General features: G+C 64.8%; 22 protein-coding genes and 1 tRNA gene. 8 read left to right on the forward strand and 15 right to left on the reverse strand.

Annotated features, from left to right (window positions below; translation table 11 throughout):
- Positions 1 to 101 precede the first annotated feature (101 nt).
- A complete protein-coding gene (locus E8M84_RS07140) occupies positions 102 to 737 on the reverse strand; it encodes an OmpA family protein (protein WP_240790305.1) in 636 nt (211 codons plus the stop codon).
- 218 nt (positions 738 to 955) lie between these two features.
- Between E8M84_RS07140 and E8M84_RS07145 the strand changes: the two genes are divergently transcribed.
- The 3 genes from E8M84_RS07145 (at position 956) to E8M84_RS07155 (ending at position 2593) form a co-directional block, all read left to right on the forward strand.
- Entirely contained in the window at positions 956 to 1408 is a 453-nt protein-coding gene (locus E8M84_RS07145) for a cupin domain-containing protein (RefSeq protein ID WP_137110441.1), read from the forward strand.
- Positions 1405 to 2205 carry a DUF6544 family protein gene (locus tag E8M84_RS07150; RefSeq protein ID WP_137110442.1) on the forward strand — a complete coding sequence of 267 codons (801 nt, stop codon included), beginning with the start codon at positions 1405 to 1407 and terminating at the stop codon, positions 2203 to 2205. Before E8M84_RS07145 ends, E8M84_RS07150 begins: the two co-directional genes overlap by 4 nt.
- 133 nt (positions 2206 to 2338) lie before the next feature.
- Positions 2339 to 2593 (forward strand): hypothetical protein, encoded by a 255-nt coding sequence (locus tag E8M84_RS07155; protein ID WP_137110443.1) that lies wholly within the window; start codon positions 2339 to 2341, stop codon positions 2591 to 2593.
- Positions 2594 to 2660: 67 nt separating this feature from the next.
- On the opposite strand, the gene E8M84_RS07160 is transcribed toward E8M84_RS07155, so the two are convergent.
- Genes E8M84_RS07160 through E8M84_RS07170 form a run of 3 tightly spaced genes read right to left on the reverse strand, consistent with a single transcriptional unit; the run spans position 2661 to position 5526 of the window.
- Positions 2661 to 3335 carry an ABC transporter ATP-binding protein gene (locus E8M84_RS07160; protein ID WP_137110444.1) on the reverse strand — a complete coding sequence of 225 codons (675 nt, stop codon included), beginning with the start codon at positions 3333 to 3335 and terminating at the stop codon, positions 2661 to 2663.
- Positions 3332 to 4537, reverse strand: coding sequence for an ABC transporter permease (locus tag E8M84_RS07165; RefSeq protein ID WP_137110445.1), 1206 nt, complete (start codon positions 4535 to 4537; stop codon positions 3332 to 3334). Before E8M84_RS07165 ends, E8M84_RS07160 begins: the two co-directional genes overlap by 4 nt.
- Positions 4537 to 5526 (reverse strand): efflux RND transporter periplasmic adaptor subunit, encoded by a 990-nt coding sequence (locus E8M84_RS07170; protein WP_170971866.1) that lies wholly within the window; start codon positions 5524 to 5526, stop codon positions 4537 to 4539. The genes E8M84_RS07165 and E8M84_RS07170 overlap by 1 nt, the downstream gene beginning before the upstream one ends.
- A gap of 275 nt (positions 5527 to 5801) precedes the next feature.
- On the opposite strand from E8M84_RS07170, the gene E8M84_RS07175 reads away from it, so the two are divergent.
- The 3 genes from E8M84_RS07175 (at position 5802) to E8M84_RS07185 (ending at position 8828) form a co-directional block, all read left to right on the forward strand.
- Entirely contained in the window at positions 5802 to 5999 is a 198-nt protein-coding gene (locus tag E8M84_RS07175; protein WP_137110447.1) for a CsbD family protein, read from the forward strand.
- Between the two features lie 709 nt (positions 6000 to 6708).
- Complete coding sequence (locus E8M84_RS07180; RefSeq protein ID WP_137110448.1) at positions 6709 to 7767, forward strand: AI-2E family transporter; 1059 nt, start codon at positions 6709 to 6711, stop codon at positions 7765 to 7767.
- Between the two features lie 704 nt (positions 7768 to 8471).
- Positions 8472 to 8828 (forward strand): hypothetical protein, encoded by a 357-nt coding sequence (locus E8M84_RS07185; protein WP_137110449.1) that lies wholly within the window; start codon positions 8472 to 8474, stop codon positions 8826 to 8828.
- 5 nt (positions 8829 to 8833) lie between these two features.
- On the opposite strand, the gene E8M84_RS07190 is transcribed toward E8M84_RS07185, so the two are convergent.
- The 4 genes from E8M84_RS07190 to E8M84_RS07205 all read right to left on the reverse strand — a co-directional run bounded on the left by E8M84_RS07190 (position 8834) and on the right by E8M84_RS07205 (position 12034).
- Positions 8834 to 8908: transfer RNA gene (locus E8M84_RS07190), tRNA-Glu, on the reverse strand.
- 61 nt (positions 8909 to 8969) lie between these two features.
- On the reverse strand, positions 8970 to 10709 hold the full coding sequence (gene recJ, locus E8M84_RS07195; RefSeq protein WP_137110450.1) for a single-stranded-DNA-specific exonuclease RecJ: 1740 nt from the start codon (positions 10707 to 10709) through the stop codon (positions 8970 to 8972).
- A gap of 320 nt (positions 10710 to 11029) precedes the next feature.
- Positions 11030 to 11518, reverse strand: coding sequence for a cytochrome c (locus E8M84_RS07200; protein WP_137110451.1), 489 nt, complete (start codon positions 11516 to 11518; stop codon positions 11030 to 11032).
- A gap of 57 nt (positions 11519 to 11575) precedes the next feature.
- Entirely contained in the window at positions 11576 to 12034 is a 459-nt protein-coding gene (locus E8M84_RS07205) for a cupin domain-containing protein (RefSeq protein ID WP_137110452.1), read from the reverse strand.
- Between the two features lie 119 nt (positions 12035 to 12153).
- Here E8M84_RS07205 and E8M84_RS07210 point away from each other — a divergent pair, with 119 nt between their 5' ends.
- Complete coding sequence (locus E8M84_RS07210) at positions 12154 to 13074, forward strand: LysR family transcriptional regulator (RefSeq protein ID WP_137110453.1); 921 nt, start codon at positions 12154 to 12156, stop codon at positions 13072 to 13074.
- Here E8M84_RS07210 and glpX read toward each other — a convergent pair.
- The 7 genes from glpX to E8M84_RS07245 form a co-directional block, all read right to left on the reverse strand.
- Positions 13071 to 14036 (reverse strand): class II fructose-bisphosphatase, encoded by a 966-nt coding sequence (glpX, locus tag E8M84_RS07215; RefSeq protein ID WP_137110454.1) that lies wholly within the window; start codon positions 14034 to 14036, stop codon positions 13071 to 13073. The genes E8M84_RS07210 and glpX overlap by 4 nt on opposite strands.
- Positions 14037 to 14107: 71 nt before the next feature.
- Positions 14108 to 15202: a hypothetical protein gene (locus tag E8M84_RS07220; RefSeq protein ID WP_137110455.1), complete on the reverse strand. Its 1095-nt coding sequence runs from the start codon at positions 15200 to 15202 to the stop codon at positions 14108 to 14110.
- An 85-nt stretch (positions 15203 to 15287) separates the two neighbouring features.
- Entirely contained in the window at positions 15288 to 16577 is a 1290-nt protein-coding gene (locus tag E8M84_RS07225; RefSeq protein ID WP_137110456.1) for a homoserine dehydrogenase, read from the reverse strand.
- A 65-nt stretch (positions 16578 to 16642) separates the two neighbouring features.
- The gene (locus E8M84_RS07230) at positions 16643 to 16879 is read right to left on the reverse strand and encodes a hypothetical protein (protein WP_137110457.1); all 237 of its coding nucleotides are present in this window, start codon (positions 16877 to 16879) and stop codon (positions 16643 to 16645) included.
- Positions 16880 to 16947: 68 nt separating this feature from the next.
- Positions 16948 to 17556, reverse strand: a complete 609-nt coding sequence (locus E8M84_RS07235; protein WP_137110458.1) for a TadE/TadG family type IV pilus assembly protein — start codon at positions 17554 to 17556, stop codon at positions 16948 to 16950.
- A gap of 7 nt (positions 17557 to 17563) precedes the next feature.
- Positions 17564 to 18106, reverse strand: a complete 543-nt coding sequence (locus E8M84_RS07240) for a TadE/TadG family type IV pilus assembly protein (protein WP_137110459.1) — start codon at positions 18104 to 18106, stop codon at positions 17564 to 17566.
- The gene (locus E8M84_RS07245) at positions 18103 to 20121 is read right to left on the reverse strand and encodes a TadE/TadG family type IV pilus assembly protein (protein ID WP_170971867.1); all 2019 of its coding nucleotides are present in this window, start codon (positions 20119 to 20121) and stop codon (positions 18103 to 18105) included. The genes E8M84_RS07240 and E8M84_RS07245 overlap by 4 nt, the downstream gene beginning before the upstream one ends.
- Before the next feature lie 348 nt (positions 20122 to 20469).
- On the opposite strand from E8M84_RS07245, the gene E8M84_RS07250 reads away from it, so the two are divergent.
- Positions 20470 to 21903 (forward strand): Glu/Leu/Phe/Val dehydrogenase, encoded by a 1434-nt coding sequence (locus E8M84_RS07250; RefSeq protein ID WP_137110461.1) that lies wholly within the window; start codon positions 20470 to 20472, stop codon positions 21901 to 21903.
- The last annotated feature ends 73 nt before the right edge of the window (positions 21904 to 21976 follow it).

The following is a 21976-nucleotide window of genomic DNA, read 5'->3' on the forward strand; positions in this document are numbered from 1 at the left end:
CGGGGTTCGGGCAAGGCTGCCATTCCCGAGACGCCGACCGGAAAGCAACCGCCCGCCGGGATGCGGCAGGCGGCATTTCGGATTCCGGAAGGTTGCGAACGTCAATTCGTCGGGGTGATGATGATCTCGACCCGCCGGTTCATCGCACGCCCGGCCGCCGAGGAGTTCGAAGCGATCGGATCGGCATAGCCGCGGCCCGAATAGGTGATCCGGTTGGATGCAACACCGTAGCGGACCAGGATCTGCGCCACGGCCTGTGCCCGCTCGCGGCTGAGCGTCCGGTTGTAGTCCGCCCCGCCGACGTTGTCGGTGTGGCCGACCACGCGGATGGTCGAGTACGGGTGTTCGCGCAAGGACCGCGCAATGTCACGCAAGGCAGGCAGGAAGCCTGGGTCCACGACGGCAGAGCCGGTCGCGAAGGTCACGCCCTCGGGCAGGATGACGTACAACTGGCTGCCGGTGTTGGTGATGCTGGCGCCGGTTCCGGCAAGCCGCTGGTTCAGCTCGCGCTCTTGCCGGGCCATGTTTTCGCCGATGGCACCGCCGATCACGGCTCCGGCCACGCCGCCGATGATGGCCGAGCGGTCATCGCCGCCGACAGCCTTGCCGACGACCGCGCCGGTCACGCCACCGATCAGCGCCCCGGTGGCGGGCTTGTTGGATGTGCCGTCGCTGTAGACACAGGCAGAAAGTGCCAGTGTCGCGGCGAGGAGGATTGGGCCTGAGGTGCGGGTCATGATGTGTTCCTTCGGTGGCAAGGCCTGGCGAGAGGGTCGCGGGGCCATAGGGTTCAGTCCTGTGCAACGATGGCGCAAATCCGCCGAGACCGCCCTAATCTGCATCAGCAGGCTGACAGATTGACCGTCCGGCTGAAATCGCCCCGCCGCTAACCTCAGGCAGGATCGGGCCTGGTTGCCTCTGTCACAGTGATGGCAGTCGAACCCGGAGAACGCAGATGCATGGCTATGTCGGACCGATCGAGGCCTTGACCGAAGGCAACCGTGACTTTCGCCGGGTGCTGTTCACGGCCACCCACCTGCAGCTTGTCCTGATGGCGCTGAAACCCGGTGAAGAGATCGGCTCCGAGGTCCATGCGACGCATGACCAATTCTTCCGGATCGAAAAGGGTCGTGGCGAGATCGTGCTGGACGGGCAGCGCAGCCATGTGCAGGCGGGCGATGCCATCCTTGTTCCGGCGGGCGCGCGGCACAACCTTGTCAACACCGGCAAGCGGCGCCTGCGGCTTTACACGCTTTACGCCCCGCCCCAGCATGCCGACCGCCTCGTCGAGCCGACAAAGGCCGAGGCCGACCAGCACGAGAGGGATCGCAAGCAGACCGGCGCGGCCGAACAGGGCCGGAAGGACATGATCGACGAAGGGTCTCCGGTCGCGGGGCCTGTCCGATGACCCTTCCCGGCGCCGTCCGTGACCTTGCCTTGCGGCTTGGCGCAAGTCCGGCACGCATCGCGGGGCCGGTGCATCTGACCCAGACAGGCAGCATGAAGCTGCGGCTGGACACCGACGGCTGGCTGCCTTTCCGCGCCAGCCAGACCCTTGAGGTCACGCGTTGTGCCTTTTCCTGGCGCGCCCGCTTCTGGCCCTTGGGCTATCTCACAGTGCTCGACGCTCTGGTCGATGGCGAAGGCCGGATGGATGTGACTGCCTTCGGGGTCTTTCCACTGGTCCGGTCCAGATCCTCGGCCGCTTTGACCAAGGGCGAGCTGCAGCGCTATCTTGCCGAACTTCCCTATGCCCCCGATGCCATCCTGCACAATCCGGCGCTGGAGTGGCGCGAGATCGACCGGAACCGGCTTGCGGTTGCCACCGGCAGTGGCGCACAGCGGGCCGAGGTGATCTTCACGCTGGACCCCGACGGGCACATCGGCAGCGTCTGGGCCGAGGACCGCCCCCGTTCGGCTACCTCGCCGACCCTGCCGACACCTTGGGAAGGCCAGTTCTCGGACTACCGTCTGTGCCAGGGCCGTTCCGTGCCCTATTCCGCCGAGGTTGCCTGGATGATCGACGGCAAGCGCAATCTGTACTGGCGCGGCAGCCTGACCGACTGGATGCTGGTGCCGCCGGTATCATCGGTCACGTCCACACGGCCCAGGCGTCCTTCCGAAACCCTGCGCGACCGGCCCCCCGCCGTGGGGACAGCTTCCCCGCGCATCACGGTGACTGAAAACCATACTCGCATTGGCTGAAATCCCCTTGCCGATGTGGGAAGCCCGCCCGTCCGGTGCAAGCCGGGCGGGCGGTGTGAAACCGGGGCCCGTCGGGTTCGGACGTCCGGCGCTGACGGGTCATGCGCAATCGAACCGAACTATGGAGGCAAGAATGGACATCCGCTCAACCCGCACGACGCTGACCTTTCGCAAACCGTTCACCCTTCCGCTTTCAGACAGGACGATGCCTCCGGGCGACTATGTCCTTCTGACCGAAGAAGAGCGCCTGGAGGGGCTGACCTTCAATGCCTACCGGCGCGTTGCCAGGTACCTGATTGTCAGCGGCGGGCCAGAGTTTCCCGGTCGGACCGAGATGATCCCGGTCAACGATGCCGAAATGGCTGAACTTGTCGCCTGCGACATGTAGCCCGTCGCGTTTGTCCGGGAACTGCCCCACTTGGCCGGGCCGTCGACCACATGACGGTCTGTGTCGACTAGCCCGTGACCTGCCCGTCCCCCACGATGATCTGACGCGTGCAGGTCGCCGCGATCTTCTCGTCATGGGTCGAGATCAGGAAGGTCGTCCCCTCATCGCGGTTGATCTGGCCGATCAGCTCCATCACTTGCAGCGCCGAGGCGCGGTCGAGGTTGCCGGTGGGTTCATCGGCCAGCACCAGTTCGGGTGCGTTCATCAGCGCGCGGGCGACGGCCACCCGCTGCTTCTGCCCGCCGGAGAGGTTGGTGGAGGGATAGTCTATCCGCTCGGCCAACCCCATCCGCGTCAGCAGGTCCGCCCCGCGCCTGCGAGCGGCAGCAGTCTCGCGGCCTTCACGGATGGCGGTAGGGAAGATCACGTTCTCAAGTGCGGTGAAGTCTGGCAGAAGGTTGTGGAACTGGAAGACAAAGCCGATATGGCGGTTGCGAAAGGCCGTCTGCTCGGCATCGGTGGCGGTGGTCAGGTCCACCCCCAGCATGACATGCGCGCCCGAGGTGGGTTGCATCAGGGTGCCGAGGATGGTCAGAAGCGTGCTTTTTCCAGATCCCGACGGCCCGAGCAGCGCTGCCATCTGCCCCTTTTCCAGCGTCAGGTTCAAGCCGCGCAGGACCCGCGTCGCGGTGTCGCCCTCGCCAAAGGTCTTGACCAGATCGGTGACGGTCAACAGGCTCATTGCCCGATCGCCGTGACCGGATCCACCCGCGCCGCTGCCCGGGCAGGCAGGATCGAGGCGAGGATCGCCCCGATCACCGTCAGCGTGATGGCCAGCCCATAGGAGCCTTGGGTGATGTCCATCGGCAAGGTGCCCGACCGGAAAGCATCGCGAGTGGGAAAGGGCAGCAGCGCCAGATAGCCCAGCACTGCGCCGGAGAGCCCGCCCAGGACCCCGATCAGCGCGCCTTGGGTGACGAAGACCCCGACAACAAACAGCCGCGAGGCGCCCATCGCCCGCATGATCCCGATTTCCGGCCTGCGGCGGTAGGTGGACAGGAGAAGCGCCGAGGCGACGCCGATGATGATCGTAATCATCGCGAAGGTCTTCAGGAAGTACCCGGTCTGCGCCTGCGCCTTCAGCGCCTCAAGGAGTTGCGCGCCATCCTCGGTCCAGGATGTCGCGGGCAGGCCGGTCAGCCCTTCGACGCGCAGGGTGACCGCATCAGCGGCGTAAAGGTCGAAAAGCTTGATCTCGATCCGGCTCAGGCCCTGGGGCATGGCGAAGAGCGTACGCGCGGTGGGCAGGCTGACATAGGCCATCCGCCGGTCCGGCCCACCGCCCGTGCCGATCTGGTAGATGCCGGTCAGCGTCAGTGCCACCTCGACCCCGTCGGCCGATTGCAGGACGACCGTCTGGCCAAGGGCCAGCCCCATGTCATCCACCAGCGTCCGGCCCAGAAGCACCGCACCCGACCGCAGGCGGGCATCGCCCTCGACCATGTAGCTGTCCAGATTCAGGATCGCCGATTCCCGCCCCGCCTCCAGCCCGGTCACCGTCACCTGCGCAACCTTCGTGCCCCGCCGCAGGAAGCCCGCGCCGGTGATCTGGGGCGAGACGGCCCTGACCTCGGGCAGCGCCTCGATTAGGGGGATGAAGCCTGCCGCCTCGCGCAGGTCGGCGGTTTCAGAGGCGGTTTCCTGTGCCAGCAGCACCTCTCCGGGCAGGGCAAGAAGAAGGACCGGGTCGATCTCTTCGGCCTCGATGGTGACGTGGGAAATATCTCCGGCGGTGCGCGACAGGATGAACTCAGCCAGCCCGCCGATCAGGGCGGACATGAAGATGAAGATGAAGACGCCGACCGCCACGCCCAGCACCAGAAGTGCGGTCTGCGCCTTGGAGGCGGTCAGGTAGCGGCTGGCGATCTTCAGCGCGTAAAGCATCAGGGTTCGCCCGCATCCACGGCCAGCCCGTCGCTCAGCCCGGTGCTGTCGGTGATGACCCGGTCGCCCGGTGCCAGCCCTTCGGTCACGATCAGCCGGGCGGCGGGCCAATCGGTCACCATGACGGGCCGCAGCACGGCCCTGTTGCCGACCAGAAGAAACACCGCATCCCCCTGCAAGGCGGTGCGCGGGACGGTCAGCGCCGTCTCGCGCCCCACGACGATGTTCGCCGTCACCGTCAGGCCAATCGGCGCGCGCAGCGGGTCGGCCAGACCAAGCTTGACCGCCAGCCCCCCGGTCGCCGGGTCCACCCGGGGGGAAACGAAGATCACCGTCCCCTCCAATATCCCGCGACCGCCGACAAGACGCACTGCCGCCTCCTGCCCGACCGCGATGCGCGTTGCATAGGCCTCGTCCACATCGGTCTCGATCAGAAGTTCGGTCATGTCGGCCAGGGTGAAGAGGGCGGTCGCGGGATCCACCAGTTGTCCAGGGTCCACCGACCGCACGGTGATGGTGCCCGCAATCGGCGCGCGCAGGGTGAACCGGCCCAGCTGGATCGTCGCTTGATCGAGAAGGGCGGTCAGCCGTGCAACGTCCTGTGCCGCCCCGTCCAACGCCAGCCGGGAATCCTCGAGCCGGGACCGAGGCACAAGGTTGCCCAGTTCCTGATTGCGCAGATAGGCCAGTTCGGCCTGTTGTTGCAGAACCTGCCCCTGACCCAGGGCCGAGGCGGCCTGCCGCACGATCGCCTCTTGCTGGCTGGGGTCCAGCCGGGCCAGGACATCGCCGGGCTGCACGACAAGGCCTTCGACGGCCAGCACCTCAAGCAGGGTGGCCGAGACGGCCGACCGGATTTGAACCTGATCGCGCGGGGCCACCTTGCCGCTGACGGCAAGGACCAGGGTGACCGGGCCGGGGGCCATCACCTCGAACGTTACCGCAGGTCCGTTTGCCCGCCAGGGGCCGAACCACCAGCCTGCAGCCACAAACGCCCCAACCGCGAGCAAGACAAGACTACGCAAAAGGCGCTTTCCTCCCTTGCGAACACCGGGGGTGGGCTTGGGTTCGGCGACAGCGGTCATTCCGCAGTCATACCTGGGCTGGCCCGCGCAAAAGCTGATCTGCGGCAGTCCGTCGTGCAGTTCCCGCCCCATTCTGGCCAAGACTGATCCATGTAAGTGTGACCGTGCACGCAAAAGGTAGCCTTGCAGCAGGCCCAGATCGTTCTCGGCCACACTGACCTTCGAGAAGGAGAGACGCGATGAACTGGGATCAGGTTGAAGGCAAATGGAAGCAGGTCCAGGGCAAGGTGCTCGAAAAGTGGGGCAAGCTGACGAATGACGATCTGGATCAGATCGCCGGCAAGCGTGATCAGCTGATCGGCAAGGTCCAGGAGAAGTACGGGCTGGCAAAGGAAGCGGCAGAGCGCGAAGTCGATGACTGGACGCGCGGCTCCTGATCGCAGTGGCAGGTCCGCTTGCGGCCCGAACACCTTTGCGCTTGCGCGCTTGTCCTTCTGGCTGCGGGCTGTCGCGACAGACGGACACGCAAGCGTGGACTCAAATTAAGTAGGCGCGGCCGGTAACCGGCTGCCGTTCTGTAAGGATGGAAGGGAAGACACATGAACAATCTGATCTGGCTTGTCGGTGCAGTTGTCATCATCGTTTTCGTGCTGGGCTACTTTGGATTGCGGTAGTCGCCCGGCCGGTGCGGGATCCTCACCTGGATCTTTTCAGCTGACGAGGCTGCACTGGCGGGCACTTGATGCCCGATCCTTCGATCCTGCCCGCAGCAAGCAACAGGAAGCGGACCTCGTGCGCACGACGCGCGACATGCGGTTCCGGAGTGCGCGGTCAGGCTGCGTGTCGGTCCGTTCGCCCCGGGTGACGAGCCGGTTTGCCTTTCTCGAATTGGCCAGACCGCCGCTTGAGGCCCCGACCGAAGAACCGCCGTCTTCGCCCATGGAAATGCCGCCAGGAGGGTCCGAAGTGCCTGAATCGACGGTGCCCGAAATCCCTGATACGGTCCCCGACGGGCTGCCCGAGGTACCGCCGCCTGAAATGCTGATAGAGGAAGGCAGCAGACGGAAGCCTTCGCAACATTGATGCAGCATAACCGACTGAGGCTGTCATCGGAGGCAGTTCAGGTGCCTGCCATGAGTTGAGCGCATGACATCACCACCCCGATCCGACAACTCTACCAGTTTGCGGCGCTTGGCATTGGCGGTTGCAAGCATCGCCGGTGTCGCTCTTTGCACCCTTGTCGCATGGCCCTTTCTTGGTGCCATCACCTGGGCGGTGACGCTCGCGATCCTCTTTTCGCCGCTTCAGAAGAGACTCGAAAAGGTGATCCGGCACCCAAACATCGCCGCCGCAGTTTCAACCCTGATCGTTGGTGTGGTCGTGGTGGTCCCTGCGGTCTTCGTGGTGGAACGCCTGATCTCGGAAGCCACCTCGGGCATTTTGTCGCTTCAGGCCCGCGTCGAGGGCGGCGAACTGCAGGCCTTGTTGGACGATCATCCGGCACTGGCTCCTTTCGGGGTCTGGATCGACCAGCAATTCGATCTGCCGTCGGTGATGTCCACGATCGCGACGTGGCTGAGCAACATCGGGGCGATATTCGTCCGTGGGTCGATGCTGCAGGTGGTCGAGGTGCTCATTACCTTCTACCTGCTCTTCTATTTTCTCCGTGATGCGACGGCGGCCAAGGGTGCAATCGTGGCCTGGCTTCCGCTGTCGAAGCCTGAGGCAGCCCAGCTCTTGCGCCGGGTTTCGGAAACCGTGCAGGCGACTGTCTATGGAACCCTTGCCGTCGCCGCCGTTCAGGGAACCCTTGGTGGGCTGATGTTCTGGGTGCTTGGACTGCACACGCCGCTGCTTTGGGGGCTGGTCATGGGGCTCTTGTCGATCGTGCCGGTCCTTGGGGCCTTTGTCGTCTGGCTTCCTGCGGCGGCGCTGCTGATGCTGGACGGAAGCTGGGTGCGCGCGGTCATTCTAGCTGTTTGGGGTGGAATAGTGGTGGGCGGAATCGATAACGTGCTGCGACCGATGTTCATCGGCAACCGTTTGCGCCTGCATACTGTTCCGGCATTCATTTCGGTCATCGGCGGCCTTTTGCTGTTCGGAGCGCCGGGTTTCATCCTGGGACCTCTCGCCGCGACAACAACGCTGTTGGTTGCCAAATTTTGGATGACCTACGAGGCTGCTGAGGATCGTCCTGACCGATAGCAGGGAGCAGTATGCCAGTTGGGCAACGTGCTGGCCGCTACAAGTATGGCAATCTACTAGAGCTAGCTCCGCGTTTCGTTACCATGTTGTCTTTCTTTCCGCTCAACAGCTGGCGCTGGCACATTTTATTAGTGCCAGCTATGGGCCGAGAGCTTCCGGGGGGAAGGTGAGGACGGGAATTCCTATGTTCGCTGCGGCCATGGTTCGCACTTGTAGCGCTGATGTCAGCACACAGCTAACCCCTCCTACCTGTGGCTTTTTTCTTCGAAATGTCCTGCGCGAAAATTGACTTCCAACGCGGGGTTTCGCCCCGGTAGCTCAGCTTTATGCCTACCCCCTCGGGGGGTGAAGGCCGGGCCGACTGGGGCGAACACGGTCAAGAAAGACCTGTCCATGCTGTTCAACATTGCGATCAAGCACGACCTGGCCGGGCAGAAGAATAACCCAGCCCGCGATGCCGATCGGCGAGAGGAAAACCCAGACGGATACCATACCCGGACCGAGGCCGAGATCGGTCAGCTTCTTGCCCACCACGGGCCGGGGACAAAGGCCGGCTTGGCGGCGCGGCAGGACCTGGTGCGCCTCGGCTCGCAGAAGTCCGGAAAGGCAGGATCAGCTATCAGTGGCACAAGACAGGCGCAGGTGGGGACTACGAAATCCTGCCGGAATTGGGGCGCGAAATCGAGGTGCTGCCCTAGGGACAGATGCTGTTCCTGACCTGCCAGCTGGGGCGGCCCTGTACGGTCGAATCGTTCGGCAACTGGTTCAAGGATCAGTGCCGCGTCGCTGGAATGCCACACTGTTCGGCCCATAGGCTGCACCAGGGGCAGGCGACGAGAATCGCTGATGCCGGGGGCGGGGAGCTCGAGATCAAGAGCTTCCTCGCCCATGCGACGCCGAACGACGGCGGGACCTACGTCAAGAAGGCGAACCGGGCCAAGCAGGCCGACAAGGCGCTGGCGCGCGCTACCGGCCTGAAACCTGATCAGAATTTGACCAGCCTATCGGGGAGGCTGGACAAGCCGACCCCGCAAGCCTTTGAACAGAAAGGAAAGAAATGAGAAGGTGGCAGCCCGTAGGGGAGTCGAACCCCTCTTACCTGGTTGAAAACCAGGTGTCCTAACCGATAGACGAACGGGCCACGCTATTGGTGGGCGGTGTCTAGAATCTGCGCGGGGGTTCTGCAAGAGGAAAATTGCGCCCTAGGCCTCGGCAGCATCTTCCAGACGCAGCTGGACGCGGGTGCGGCCGTTCCAGTGGTTCAGCTCCAGTTTTCCGGCTAGGTGAAACCGCTTGTGTCCGGGCGTTTCCAGTGCGGCCCCCAGCGGGCCGTCGAAAGCCCCGAAGGCGATTGCATCCAGGGCGGGGCCTGCGCCATCGCTGACCGACAGCTTCAGGTGACTGTCGCCGATCCGGCGGGCACTCACCTGAACATTGGCGAAGGCAAAGCGCGGTGCGGGGGCAGCGGCGCCGAAGGGACCGGCGTTCTCGATGTCCTCGACCAGGGCGACCGTCGCCGCGCTGGTGGCGAGGAGGCTGTCGATTCGCAGCTCTTGCGGGCCACCAGACCCCGCTCCTTGCCGGGCGAGGAGGTCGGAAAGGCGCGCCATGGCCGGATCGAGCTGGGACCGGGTCAGGGTCAGACCGGCGGCCATCTTGTGACCCCCGCCCTTCACGATCATCCCTTCCGCGGCCAGGCGCTGGATCGCCGCGCCAAGGTCGACGCCCGGGACGGACCGGGCCGAACCCTTGCCCTCATCCCCTTCGAAGCCGATGACGACCGAAGGACGGTTCGCTGCCTCTTTCAGTCGTGCCGCGACGATGCCGACGACGCCGGGGTGCCAGCCCTCGGCGGCGGCCCAGACCAGGGGAGCGTCAAGGCCCCGTGCTTCGGCCTGGGCGAGGGCTTCCTCACGCACCCGTTCGGTGATCTCGCGCCGTTCGGTGTTCAACTGGTCAAGCCGCGCGGCGATGCGGGCGGCCTCCATCTCGTCGGCGGTGGCGAGAAGGCGCGCGCCGAGGTCGGCCTGGCCGATGCGTCCACCCGCGTTGACGCGGGGGCCAAGGAGGAAGCCGAGGGCATAGGGGGTTGGGGTCTGGTCCATCCGCGCGACATCGGCCAGGGCGCGCAGGCCGGGGCGCTCACGACGCGCCATGATCTTCAGCCCCTGCCTGACAAAGGCGCGGTTGAGGCCGGTGAGGGGGGCCACGTCGGCGACGGTAGCAAGGGCCACGAGGTCGAGCAGGGCCATGAGGTCGGGGGCCTGTTGTCCTTGGCTCTTGAGGCGGCGGTTGGCTTCGACGAGGAGGAGGAAGACCACCCCGGCGGCGCACAGGTGGGCCAGCGCGCCGTCCTCGTCCTGCCGGTTCGGGTTCACGACGGCGAGAGCCGCGGGCAGGGTTTCGAGGGCCAGATGGTGGTCGAGGATCACCACGTCCGCCCCTTTCGCGGCGGCGATGGGGTCGTGCGAGAGCGTGCCGCAGTCGACGCAGAGGATCAGGTCGTGGGCTGCGGCCAGCTGGGTCATCGCGGGAATGTTGGGGCCGTAGCCTTCGTCGATGCGGTCGGGGATGTAGAGGGTGGCCTGCAGATCGAAGTGGCGCAGCCAGGTGAGGAGGAGGGCGGCAGAGGAGCCACCGTCGACGTCGTAGTCGGCGAAGATGGCGATCCTTTCCCGCCCTTGCACCGCCCGGATCAGGCGGTCGGCGGCGGGGCCCATGTCCTTCAGGGTGAGGGGGTCGGGCATCAGGTCGCGGAGCGAGGGGGCGAGGAAAGCGGGGGCGTCCTCGGGGGTCACTCCGCGCGCCGCGAGGATGCGGCAAAGGGGGAGGGGGAGGCGGGTCTGCTGGGCCATGCCCTCGGCCAGCCGGTCCTGAACGGGGTCGGGGCCGACCCAGCGGCGGCCGGTGAGGGAGGTCTGAACGGAGAGGAAGGCGGTCATGCGGACAGGGGTGCCGGAAAGGGGGCCGCCTGACAAGGGGGGAGAGGGGTGTCCACGGTGGACAGGGTTGTCGTATCGTTTGGAAACAAGGGGTTGGCTGTGGGCGTTTACCGGGCCTTTACCACGAGCCGACGCGATCTCCCCTCACTCTGACCCTCTCCCCCCCATGGAGAGAGGGGACGCAAACTGTGACGGCAGTGACCTGTCCGGACCGCGGATCTAGTTGCGGCCGCGGATGCCTCCGGCGGGAGTATTTGAGAAATGGGCAAGCCGAAAGGCAGGATCAGCGCCATTGTGGCCCGCCGGACCGGCAAGTGCTGTCAGGGGGCCACCACCTTCATCACGAAGCCGCCAGTCGGTTCGCCGGGGCCGAAGGGGCCGGGAACGTCGTTGGCGACTGCAGGGAGGGTCTTGAGATAGCTGGCAATGGCCATTGCGTCGTCGTCGGTCAGCGCCGCATATCCCATCCAGGGCATTGATGGGGCGAGTTGCCTTCCATCAGGGCGGACGCCGGTACGGATGGCGGCGACGATCTGGTCCTCGCTCCACGATCCGAGACCCGTAGGGTCGGGCGTCAGGTTCCGACCGTAGAACGTACCGAGACCGGGGATCTCGAAGCCCACGTCCGAGCCGCCGAGAAAGCGCGCCATGTCAGGCTGTCCGAGGAAGTGTCCGGGCGTGTGGCAGTCGGTACAGCCCATGACGGTGACGAGATACTGACCGCGCTCGACGGGAGTTTCGGCGAAGGCGGGCGGGGTCAGAAGACCCACAAGGAAGGCAGCAATCGAGAGATTGGGAAAGGGCATCATCGGGCTCCGGCTGGATTTGGCTGCGCCCGGTCAAGAAGCCGGGCGCAGGGGTTCAGTTCAGGCTGCTTCGGCAGCATCGAACACGAAGCGCAGGTTGAATTGTGCGGCGATCTGGCCAATCTGGTCCATCGATGCACCGGGGACCGCGTCGACGGCGTGAAAGAAGCCCTCGAACCCGCCGGGGGTCACGACGACCATGATCCGGCCCATCGAGGCCCCGATGTTCTGGAAGCGATGGACAGAGCCGCGCGGCACACAGATCACGCCTCCTTCGGCAAGGTCGACGCGGGCGCCATTGCACCAGAAGGCAAACCGGCCTTCAAGAACGCGGAAGAATTCGTCTTCCTTTTCATGGACATGGTACGGAGGTCCTTCGCCTGCGGGAACCTCGTCTTCAAAACAGCCGAGGCTCCCGCCGGTCTGGTCCGCAGTAATGCGGATGATGTGGCGCCCGAAGGCGAAGGCTTCGATGCCTGCGCCGGAGTGGGAAAAGGCAGCCTTGTCGAAAGTGGTCATCCTGATATCTCCGTTTGAAAAAATTGCGGTTAAAGTCGTCGTGGGACTGGTCTATAGCGGAGAAGATCAGGCATGATAATCCGGGTGGATGCTGCAAGATTGTCTGGATGGCTTGACGAATGAAGACGGTGGACCCCCTGCACGGCGTTGCGGCATTCCTTGCTGTGGCCGAGCATGAAAGTTTTACCGCAGGTGCAGCGGCGCTGGGGTTGACGCGCGCCACGGTCAGCGCCCAGGTGGCCGAACTTGAGGCCAGATTGGGGGTGCGGCTTCTGCACCGCTCGACGCGCAGTGTGCGGATGACGCCGGCGGGGGCCGCCTACCGCGAGCGCATCGTCGATCTGCCTGCCCGGATGGCAGAGGCCGAGCGGGCGGCGCGAGCAGAGCAGACCGTACCCGAGGGGCGGCTTCGCATGACAGCGCCACCCGACCTGGCGTTGCGGTTCCTGGTGGTATGGGCGACCGAGTTCATGGCGGCGCACCCGAAGATCTCGATCGAGATGGACCTGTCGAATACCTCGCGCAACCTCATTGAAAGCGGGTTCGACCTGGCGATCCGGGGCACACTGGAGGTGGAGCCAAACCTGATCACGCGGTCATTGGGCAAGGCGGTACTGATTACATGTGCACGGGCGGATTATCTGGAGCGGCGGGGCGTGCCGCAGGAGCCGATGGACCTTCTGGGGCATGACGTGATGCATTTCTCGGGTTATCGGCGCGGTCGCCGCTGGACCTATCGGCGGGGGAGCGAAGAGATCGAAGTGCCGGTCACTCCCCGGCTGGAATTGTCCGAGGGACTCGCCCTGCGCGAGGCGGCGTTGCAGGGGGCGGGGCTGATCCAGCTTCCCACCTTCATCATCGGGCATGACGTGCGCGAGGGACGGCTTGTGCCCGTCCTGACCGAGTGGGAGCAGCGCACGGTGCCGCTGCACGCGGTCTACCCCGACAACAAGCTGATCGCTGCACGGGTCAAAGCCTTCGTTGCGTTTCTTGCGACGAAGGCGAAAGCCGAGGTCGACTTGCAGTCCTGCTGGCCCTAACGCACCGGGGTCTTGTAGGTCATCCGGCGGATGGACCCTGACTTGGAGCGCATCAGGATCGTCTCCAGCGTCACCCAGCCGGGATCGCGTTTGATACCTGCCAGCAAGGAGCCGTTCGTCACCCCGGTCGCGGCGAAGATCACGTCGGCGCGGACGAGGTCGTCGCGGGTATAGACCCGGTCGAAGTTGGTGATGCCGGCCTTGCGGGCGCGGGCGCGTTCGTCGTCGTTGCGGAACAGAAGCTTGCCGTAGAACTGCCCGCCCATGCATTTCAGCGCGGCGGCGGCAAGGACGCCTTCCGGTGCGCCGCCCGAGCCCATGTACATGTCGATGCCGGTCAGCTCGGGCTCGGCGCAGTGCATGACGCCCGCGACGTCGCCGTCGGTGATGAGCCGGATCGCGGCACCGGTGGAGCGGACTTCGGCGATCAGGTCCTCATGCCGTGGGCGGTCGAGGATGCAGACGGTGATGTCCTCGGTCGAGCAGCCCTTGGCAGCGGCCAGGGCGGAGACGCGTTCGGAGGGAGACATGGCGAGCGTCACGGTGCCGGGCTTGTGGCCGGGGCCGATGGCGAGTTTGTCCATGTAGACGTCGGGGGCATGCAGGAGCGTTCCGCGCGGGGCCATCGCGATGACGGTCAGCGCGTTCGGCATGTCCTTGGCGGTGAGGGTGGTGCCTTCCAGCGGGTCAAGCGCGATGTCGACCTCGGGGCCCTGGCCGGTCCCGACTTCCTCGCCGATGTAAAGCATCGGGGCCTCGTCGCGTTCGCCTTCGCCGATGACCACGACGCCCTTGATGTCGAGAAGGTTCAGCTGGTCGCGCATCGCGTTGACGGCGGCCTGGTCGGCGGCCTTTTCGTCGCCGCGGCCGATGAGGCGGGCAGAGGCGAGGGCGGCGGCTTCCGAGACCCGGCCAAGGCCGAGAGACAGGAGACGATCCTGGAATTGCGATTTTTCTGACATGTGTCCCCCAGGGTGCTTTTTTCCCGTGTAGCCGGGGGTTTGCAGGGCGGCAAGCGTGGTGGCGCTAACAGTCAGGGCAGGGCGGCGAGGATCGCATCGGCGAGGCAGGCGTCGATTTCGCGCGTGGCGGCGAGGGCGGGGGACGTGGCCGGATCGTCGCCAAGTCGGCCGAGGGTGGAGCGCAGGAGGACAAGGCGGCCGCGCGGGGTGGCGAAGAAATCGCTGGTGGGAATGACCGAGGCTGGGGGCTGTGCTCGGGCGGCGCGGCCGTAGGGGTGGCCGAAAGTCGCGACGAAGGCGGTAGCGCACTGGTCCTGCGTCTGCGGGCAGGTGGCCGCGCAGAGGGAGAGCAGGGGTTGGAACTCGGGTTCAGCGCGGAATAGGTCAGTGGCGGCCTTGGCGGTCACCGCGTCAACCGGCTCATACCGCATGACCTTCAAGGCCGGGACTGCGGCCTGCATGCGGCGAACGGCCTCGTCCTGCGGGATGCCTGCGGCCTGGAACAGCGCGGCGAGGCGGGCGGCGTCGGGGGGCTCGGCATCCGTGCGGTCCAGGCCCGCAAACCCGGCGAGGGCGATCCAGGCCGCCGGGTCATCTGCCTTGAGCCGGTCGACGATCAGCGCGTCGCCGTCGGCAGGCAGGGTGACCCCGTTGTCGATCAACCGGCCGCGGAGGACCTGCGCCATGGCCCAGGGCGGGACGGGGTGGTTGAAGAAATCCTTTGGCAGATCGCTGTAGCCGCCGGTCTGGTTAAGCCAGGTCATGAAGAGAAGGGTCGCCTTGTCCGGCTCGCCCGCGTCGTAAAGCGCGATGGCGCGTTGCAGCAGTGCGCCCATGTCGCTGCCGGGTTCGCCCTGGGCCCAGAGGGCGGCCACGGGATCGGCGGCGGCCAGCGCTTCGGCAATGGGCAGTCCGTTGATGCGGATCAGCTTCTTGCGTTCAGCGAAGGGAAGGGTGGCGCGGAGCCAGTCGCTGACGGCGGGAAGAGCGAGGAGGGCTGCGGTGTTGCCAGCCTCGGCTGCGGCGTGAAGATCGAGGAGCGCGGTGGGGTCGTCGCCCTGCAAGGCGCGGTCAAAGGGGGCGCGGAAGGCGGGGGCGTCGGCACCTGGAACGGGTTCGGCCAGCGTCGGGGAAGCGAGGACCAGTGCCAGAAGGAATGCGCGCATCGCCGTCTCCCAACCCTTGAACCAATGACGGAAGGGTCGGGTCAGACTGCGGGGTCTGTCAAGCTGGAACCGCGAAAGGGGGTGGTCAGACTTCCTCGATCCGGATCGCGACGGGTTCACCGACCAGAACGCCGGTCGCGCCAAAGCGGGTCATGGCGTGGGCGACATCGTCGGGGGCGGCCTTGTGGGTAACGATCAGGACCGGGGCGTTGGTGCCCTGATGGCCGTACTGGCGCATCTGGTCGATGGAGACGCCGGCATCGCCGAGGCAGGTGGCGATCTTGGCCAGCGCGCCGGGTTTGTCGAGGAGCGTCATGCGCAGGTAATAGGGCGCCGGCGTCGCGGCGCGGGCGGGCCGGGCGGCGATCAGCGTGCTGGCGGGCTGGCCGAAGGTCGGCAGGCGGAAGCCGCGGGCGATGTCGATGACGTCGGCCATGACGGCCGAGGCGGTCGGGCCCATCCCGGCGCCGGGGCCGCGCAGGACGATCTGGCCGACGCTGTCGCCTTCAAGGACGACCATGTTGGTGCCGCCCTGCAATTGGCCCAGTGGGCTGTCGGCAGGGACAAGGCAGGGGGTCATGCGCTGTTCGAGGCCGCGGCCGGTCATCTGGGCGACGCCCAGAAGCTTGATGCGATAGCCCATATCCTCGGCCAGGCGGATGTCGTCGATCGAGACATTGCCGATGCCTTCCAGTTCGACGGCGTCGAAGGCGACGCGGGTGCCGAAGGCGATGGAGGCAAGGAGCGACAGCTTGTGGCCCGCGTCGATGCCGCCGACGTCGAGGTTCGGATCAGCTTCCAGATAGCCCAGCTGGCGGGCTTCCTCGAACACGGTCTCGTAGGGCAGGTTCTCGTTCTGCATCCGGGTCAGGATGTAGTTGCAGGACCCGTTCATCACGCCCATCACCCGCTTCATGCGGTTGCCCGCAAGGCCTTCGGTCAGGGCCTTGATGACGGGGATGCCCCCGGCGACGGCAGCCTCGAACCGCAGGGCAAGGTTCGCGGCCTCGGCCTGCTCGGCGAGAGCCTGGCCGTGGTGGGCGAGAAGCGCCTTGTTCGCAGTGACGACGTGTTTGCCCGCGGCGAGGGCTGCCTCGGTCGCGTCTTTCGCTGCGCCTTCATGGCCGCCCATCACTTCGACGAAGACGTCGATGTCGGCGCGTTTCGCCAAGGCGACGGGGTCGGTTTCCCAGGCATATGCGGACAGGTCCGCATCGCGGTTCTTCTTCGGGTCGCGGGCCGAGACGGCGGTGATGGTGACAGGGCGTCCGGCACGGGTGGCGATCAGGTCGGCATGGGCCTGGACGATCTTCACGACACCGATGCCGACGGTCCCGAGACCGGCAAGACCAAGACGCAGGGGGGCGGCGGACATCGGGAAACCTTTGGCAGTTTGTGGCTTGCGTCTGTTAGCCGGAAGCCGCGCGGGGTGCAACGCTGTCAGGCCGGAGGCGGGGCGGCCTTGAGCGCGGCGGCACGGGCTTTCAGGCGGGCGGCGCGGGCGGCAAGCGCCGGGCCAGGATCGGCCGGTGCGCCTTGTGCCTGCTGGAGCAGGTCGTCGATCGGCAGAAGTCGCGGCGGTGGGCCGGTGTCGGGACCGACGGCGTCCAGCTCTGGAAAGGGGGCGCAGCCGCAAGCGACCGACAGCGCAAGGACAAGAAGGACTGACGTTCGCATGATACCCCGCTGAGCCGCCGCAAGCCTATACGGTCAGTCCAGCGGGGGGAAGCACCGTGCTGCGGCGATCAGGTGCAGGTGGTCGTGCCCTGCAGGCACAGACGGCGATGGCGCGGCTTGGTCACGATGAACTGGCCGTACTTGGCGTCTTCCACACCGACCATGAAACCGGCAATGGCGGTCTGCAGCTGGGCCTTGAAGGCAACTTCGGTTTCCACGACGAAGACGCTTTCGCCATGGTTCAGAACCGGGATCTTGCCGTTCTTCCAGTTCTGGATGTTGGCCTCGGTCAGGGTCGTGATCTTGTTCTCGGGCGAGAAGGAGAACAGCAGTTTGTAGCTGCCGTTGGCAGCCGTGCAACCCGGACCGGTTGGGGCGACACATTCCAGGCTGGTGATCCGGACCCTGACCGGATGTCCGCCGGGGGTGAGGAAGTTCACCACCTTCTGCAAGCCGTTCGCATAGGTCGTTGTGATGTCGGCCTTCTGGCGCGACAGCAGGTCGGCGATGCCATAGGCAGCCTTCTGCGTGATGTTGATGGTGCGGAACACGTCCCAATAGATGAACATGGCCACCAGCGCCCAGATCACCAGCGGCAGCATCAACAGTCCTTCGGCCAGGATCAGGCCGTCTTCATCGCGAAGGAAGGTGCCGAAACGCTGCTTCAGTCTACGCATGATCCTGTCACCCCGGCTCGTTCACGAAGACGCTGGTCACTATCATGGCGACCGATCCGTCGGGTTGGGTCGCCATCTTGACGCTGATCCCCGAGGTCGGGAACATCGGCCATTCCTTCAGGCAAATCCGCATCAGCATGATGTCGTTGTCGGTCCCGGCCGCGAATTCGTTGGCGGGCGGCTCATCGGTGTTGACCTCGCTGGCCTTGTCGACGCAGGCAAGCGGCGGCGCCAGCATATTGAAGTCGGCAGTGTTCACCGGTTGCATCCAGATCCGCATCTTGTTCGTGCAGTCTGCCTTGGACTTGGCCATCATGCCGCTTTCGCAGATCCGTTCCTTGAGTTGTTGATGCGTGACGTTCTTCAGATTGCCCAGCCGCAAATTGCGCACCACGATATCGACGCTGCGGTCGAACATGATGTAGCGCGCCATGTACATGGAGCTTTCGAACGACGCCGTGAACACAAGGAAGATGATCGGGAAGACGAAGAGAAACTCTACCGTCGCAGTTCCACGGTCATCCTTGAGGAATTGGCGGAGCGAGGTCATTGCGTCAGCTTCAGTTCGGAAATCAGCACGGCGATCTGCTCAAAGGCAGCGTTCAGGTCATTGGCGTTCTTGACCCAATAGAAATAGCCGTTGCCGGGCGAGGAGCAGTTCTGGATCGGACCGGGGGTGACGTCGTCGCCCAGAACGATGCCGAACACTTCGACCCCGGCCTGCTTGGCGGCGGTGCAGTTGGTGTTCAGCAGCGCGTTCATGTTCGCTTCGCCGGCGAGGTAGTTGCCGACAAAGGTGTTGTAGACGGTGTTGTAGTTCGTCGCGCCGGACACGTTCGAGCGCATGTAGAGCTGTTCGACGACCCAGTCGACCGTCAGGTAGCGCCAGACTTCGCTCCAGTCGAGGCGACGGACGACACCGCTGCCGGACCAGGTGGGTGCACCGTTGGTAGGTGCGACCCAGGCGCGGGGATCGCAGGCGCCAGTGACAGCGGACCCCGAGTTGCCGTTGCCTTCCGCGCGGTTTGGGTCGGTTGTTCTGGTAACAGCGTTCTCCTTCAGATGCGGGACGAAGAAGTTGCGCTTGACGGTGACGCCGTTGACCACCTTGTCTGCCAGCGACCAGCCCGAGCAGCTGTTCTTCGGGTTGCCGTTCGGATTGATGCCGGGTCGGGTGCCACCGTTCAGGCCGCTGCCGCTGTCGTTGAATTCGATTGCGTAGCGGCCATCGGCGCCGCGCCAGATTGGCGAGGGGCCGGTCTTGTAGGCGTCGAGGATGTATTTGCTGGCAACGTGGGTCCCGTCGGTCATCAGAACGATGTACTTCTTGGTGCCGATGTCGTCGTTGTTTGCCGGACGACCAGCCATGCCTGGCACGCCGCCAAGCAGGTTAGTGTAGATCGGGCGTGCAGCTTCATCAATCAGGGCGGTCCCCCAGCGCATCCCGACTGCGATCGAGGTCGTGCCGCGCGGGTTCAGCTGGTTGATCTGGGTCTTCAGGGTGTTGATGTCCGTCGTCGGCAGGGCGATCAGGTTCGAGCCCTTTTCGTTCCCGCCAGTGTTGAAGTTGTCGCCGTGGTTGCAGGTGTAAGAGTTGGTGTTCCGGCTGGGTTCGGCGGGGTTTGTCGGGTTCGCTCTGCTGAGCGCGATGACGCCGCCGTTATTTCCGTTGGTGTTGTTTGCGCCGGGAAGCGTGATCGTGCCCACGCTTGGCGCGCCTCCAGCGGTCTGGGCGACCGCCTGCATGCGGATCGGGTTCGTCAGCGACAGGGAGGTCGTGGAATAGGTGCTTTCCGGGATTTCGAAGCAGTTCGTATCGGGCACGCCCTGGTCGGCGACGCCGTCCCACCACGACAAGTTCTGGACGGTGAACTGGTTGCGCAGGGCGACCGGGATGTTCACGTTCGACGAATAGGGCACCATCCCGATTGACATCAGGTTGTATGGGTCCTTCGGGATTGTGTAGTTGCCGCCGCTGTCCTTGTCGTATTTCAGGATCGTCACAAAGTTCGTCGCGGCCTGCCGCAGGGCGGCGATTTTGGTGGTCGACCCCGAGGATTCGGACATCGAGCCGGTGATGTCGAGCACCATCATGACCTCGACTTTCGCGATGCCCTGCTGGGCGGCGGATTTCACCGGGATCTCGAAGTAGGGGATGTCCATCAAGTGCATGAAATGGTTGTAGGACCGCACCTTGCCGGTCATCTCGGTCTTGCGCGAACTGGTGGTCGCTTCACCCGTGATGGTCGGGGTGATGTAGTCGACAGTGAATTGGTCGCCGAGGCCAGCGATGTCATACCAGCTTTGTCCGACGGTGGTCGGCGTCTGCGACGGCGGCAGGGCGATGTTCGATGCGGCCAGCACGGCGCGGTCGAAGGTCTGCTGATAGGTGACGCGGCGCATCTCGGAGCGCATGACGTCAACGGCGATGCCGCCGACAAGCAGCATCATCACGAAGATGAGCAAGACAAAGATGGCGATGGCGCCATGTTCGTCGGACCGGAAATCCTTGACCTTCTGGAGGAGGCGCGCGGAAACTGAACGCTTGGCAGCTTGTTCAAACATGTCTCGATCCATCACTAACAGCAGCCCGCCTAAAGTGACGGGTCCCCAAGGGGCTAGTTAGGCACAAGTTCGGGCAGAAGTAAGGCAAACCCGTATCCAATGGGGCGTTAATGCCAGATTCCGGAAACAATCTAGGGTTATCGGGCCGGTTGATCCGGCAGCGTGAAAATTTTTCCCGCCGTTCACCTGTTGGAAAGGATTTGCCGACAGCCCGATTCGCATCCCGAGAGTGAAGGACGCAGGCCTGCCGCGCTTTAAAGGTTGACGGTTTTCCGGGTTCCCAGCTTCGCTTTCCGGACGTAGCCTTGCCCTGCACCGCAAGTCGCGCGGGCTGTCAGGGAGGACAGGATGCAGCAGTCAGGTGAGCCGAGTTTCCGTCAATCTGTCGATCTGATGTTCAACCGGGCGGCAAAGCTTCTGGATCTGAGCCCGGGCTTGGAACAGAAGATCAAGGTCTGCAATTCGACCTACACGGTGCGCTTCGGGGTCCGGTTGCGCGGCAAGATCGAAACCTTCACCGGATATCGGAGCGTCCATTCCGAACACATGGAGCCGGTCAAGGGCGGCATCCGCTATGCGCTTTCAGTCAACCAGGACGAGGTCGAGGCGCTGGCAGCGCTGATGACCTACAAATGCGCTTTGGTCGAAACGCCGTTTGGCGGGTCCAAGGGCGGATTGTGCATTGATCCGCGCCAATGGGATGAACATGAGCTGGAGCAGATCACCCGCCGCTTTGCCTATGAGCTGATCAAGCGCGACCTGATCCATCCGGCGCAGAACGTCCCCGCCCCGGACATGGGGACGGGTGAGCGCGAGATGGCCTGGATCGCCGACCAGTATGCGCGGATGAACACGACGGACATCAACGCCAAGGCTTGCGTGACCGGAAAGCCTCCGCATGCCGGGGGCATCCAGGGGCGGGTCGAGGCAACGGGGCGGGGCGTGCAGTATGCCTTGCGCGAATTCTTCCGCCACAAGGAGGACCTGGGCAAGGCGGGGCTGACCGGCAGTCTGGAGGGCAAGCGGGTCATCGTGCAGGGCCTGGGCAACGTGGGCTATCACGCAGCGAAGTTCCTGAGCGAGGAGGACGGGGCAAAGGTCATCGCGGTGATCGAGCGGGACGGGGCACTCCTGGACCCCAAGGGGCTGGACGTCGAGGATGTGCGGCAGTGGATGAACCGGCACGGCGGGTTTCTGGCTGGCTATCCCAACGCGACCCATTTGGCGGACGGGGCGGCGGTGCTGGAGGAGGCCTGCGACATCCTGATCCCGGCGGCGATGGAGGGGGTGATCCATCTGGGCAATGCCGAGCGGATCAAGGCGCCCCTGATCATCGAGGCGGCGAATGGCCCGATCACCTTTGGCGCCGACGAGGTGCTGCGGCGGAAGGGCTGCGTCATCATTCCGGACATGTACGCCAATGCGGGGGGCGTCACGGTCAGCTATTTCGAATGGGTCAAGAACCTGTCGCATATCCGCTTTGGCCGGATGCAGCGCCGGGCCGAAGAGGCGCGGTCGCGGCTTCTGGTCGAGGAACTGGAACGGTTGTCGGCCGATCAGGGTCTGGGCTGGACGCTGGCCGAAGGCTTCAAGGAGAAGTTCCTGCAGGGCTCGGACGAGTTGGCCCTGGTGCGCTCGGGTCTGGATGACACGATGCGGACCGCCTACCAGTCGATGCGAGAGGTCTGGCACAGCCGCCAGGATGTCGAGGATCTTCGGGTCGCGGCCTATATCGTTTCCATCGGACGGGTGGCGCAAACCTACCGGTCGAAGGGCCTTTGACGCCCAAAGGTCTGCCCAAATTTAGTCGCGAAGTTAACGCAATCTTACCCTTCGTTTATCCAGCGTTAATGTC

The organism is Rhodobacter sp. SY28-1 (genome assembly GCF_005222785.1).
Classification (GTDB): Bacteria; Pseudomonadota; Alphaproteobacteria; order Rhodobacterales; family Rhodobacteraceae; genus Tabrizicola.

Bases quoted from the DNA above. Each gene is read 5' to 3' on its own strand.
- E8M84_RS07140 (WP_240790305.1), bottom strand. From the start codon at position 737: ATGACCCGCACCTCAGGCCCAATCCTCCTCGCCGCGACACTGGCACTT.
- E8M84_RS07145 (WP_137110441.1), top strand. From the start codon at position 956: ATGCATGGCTATGTCGGACCGATCGAGGCCTTGACCGAAGGCAACCGT.
- E8M84_RS07150 (WP_137110442.1), top strand. From the start codon at position 1,405: ATGACCCTTCCCGGCGCCGTCCGTGACCTTGCCTTGCGGCTTGGCGCA.
- E8M84_RS07155 (WP_137110443.1), top strand. From the start codon at position 2,339: ATGGACATCCGCTCAACCCGCACGACGCTGACCTTTCGCAAACCGTTC.
- E8M84_RS07160 (WP_137110444.1), bottom strand. From the start codon at position 3,335: ATGAGCCTGTTGACCGTCACCGATCTGGTCAAGACCTTTGGCGAGGGC.
- E8M84_RS07165 (WP_137110445.1), bottom strand. From the start codon at position 4,537: ATGCTTTACGCGCTGAAGATCGCCAGCCGCTACCTGACCGCCTCCAAG.
- E8M84_RS07175 (WP_137110447.1), top strand. From the start codon at position 5,802: ATGAACTGGGATCAGGTTGAAGGCAAATGGAAGCAGGTCCAGGGCAAG.
- E8M84_RS07180 (WP_137110448.1), top strand. From the start codon at position 6,709: ATGACATCACCACCCCGATCCGACAACTCTACCAGTTTGCGGCGCTTG.
- E8M84_RS07185 (WP_137110449.1), top strand. From the start codon at position 8,472: ATGCTGTTCCTGACCTGCCAGCTGGGGCGGCCCTGTACGGTCGAATCG.
- recJ (WP_137110450.1), bottom strand. From the start codon at position 10,709: ATGACCGCCTTCCTCTCCGTTCAGACCTCCCTCACCGGCCGCCGCTGG.
- E8M84_RS07200 (WP_137110451.1), bottom strand. From the start codon at position 11,518: ATGATGCCCTTTCCCAATCTCTCGATTGCTGCCTTCCTTGTGGGTCTT.
- E8M84_RS07205 (WP_137110452.1), bottom strand. From the start codon at position 12,034: ATGACCACTTTCGACAAGGCTGCCTTTTCCCACTCCGGCGCAGGCATC.
- E8M84_RS07210 (WP_137110453.1), top strand. From the start codon at position 12,154: ATGAAGACGGTGGACCCCCTGCACGGCGTTGCGGCATTCCTTGCTGTG.
- glpX (WP_137110454.1), bottom strand. From the start codon at position 14,036: ATGTCAGAAAAATCGCAATTCCAGGATCGTCTCCTGTCTCTCGGCCTT.
- E8M84_RS07220 (WP_137110455.1), bottom strand. From the start codon at position 15,202: ATGCGCGCATTCCTTCTGGCACTGGTCCTCGCTTCCCCGACGCTGGCC.
- E8M84_RS07225 (WP_137110456.1), bottom strand. From the start codon at position 16,577: ATGTCCGCCGCCCCCCTGCGTCTTGGTCTTGCCGGTCTCGGGACCGTC.
- E8M84_RS07230 (WP_137110457.1), bottom strand. From the start codon at position 16,879: ATGCGAACGTCAGTCCTTCTTGTCCTTGCGCTGTCGGTCGCTTGCGGC.
- E8M84_RS07235 (WP_137110458.1), bottom strand. From the start codon at position 17,556: ATGCGTAGACTGAAGCAGCGTTTCGGCACCTTCCTTCGCGATGAAGAC.
- E8M84_RS07240 (WP_137110459.1), bottom strand. From the start codon at position 18,106: ATGACCTCGCTCCGCCAATTCCTCAAGGATGACCGTGGAACTGCGACG.
- E8M84_RS07245 (WP_170971867.1), bottom strand. From the start codon at position 20,121: ATGTTTGAACAAGCTGCCAAGCGTTCAGTTTCCGCGCGCCTCCTCCAG.
- E8M84_RS07250 (WP_137110461.1), top strand. From the start codon at position 20,470: ATGCAGCAGTCAGGTGAGCCGAGTTTCCGTCAATCTGTCGATCTGATG.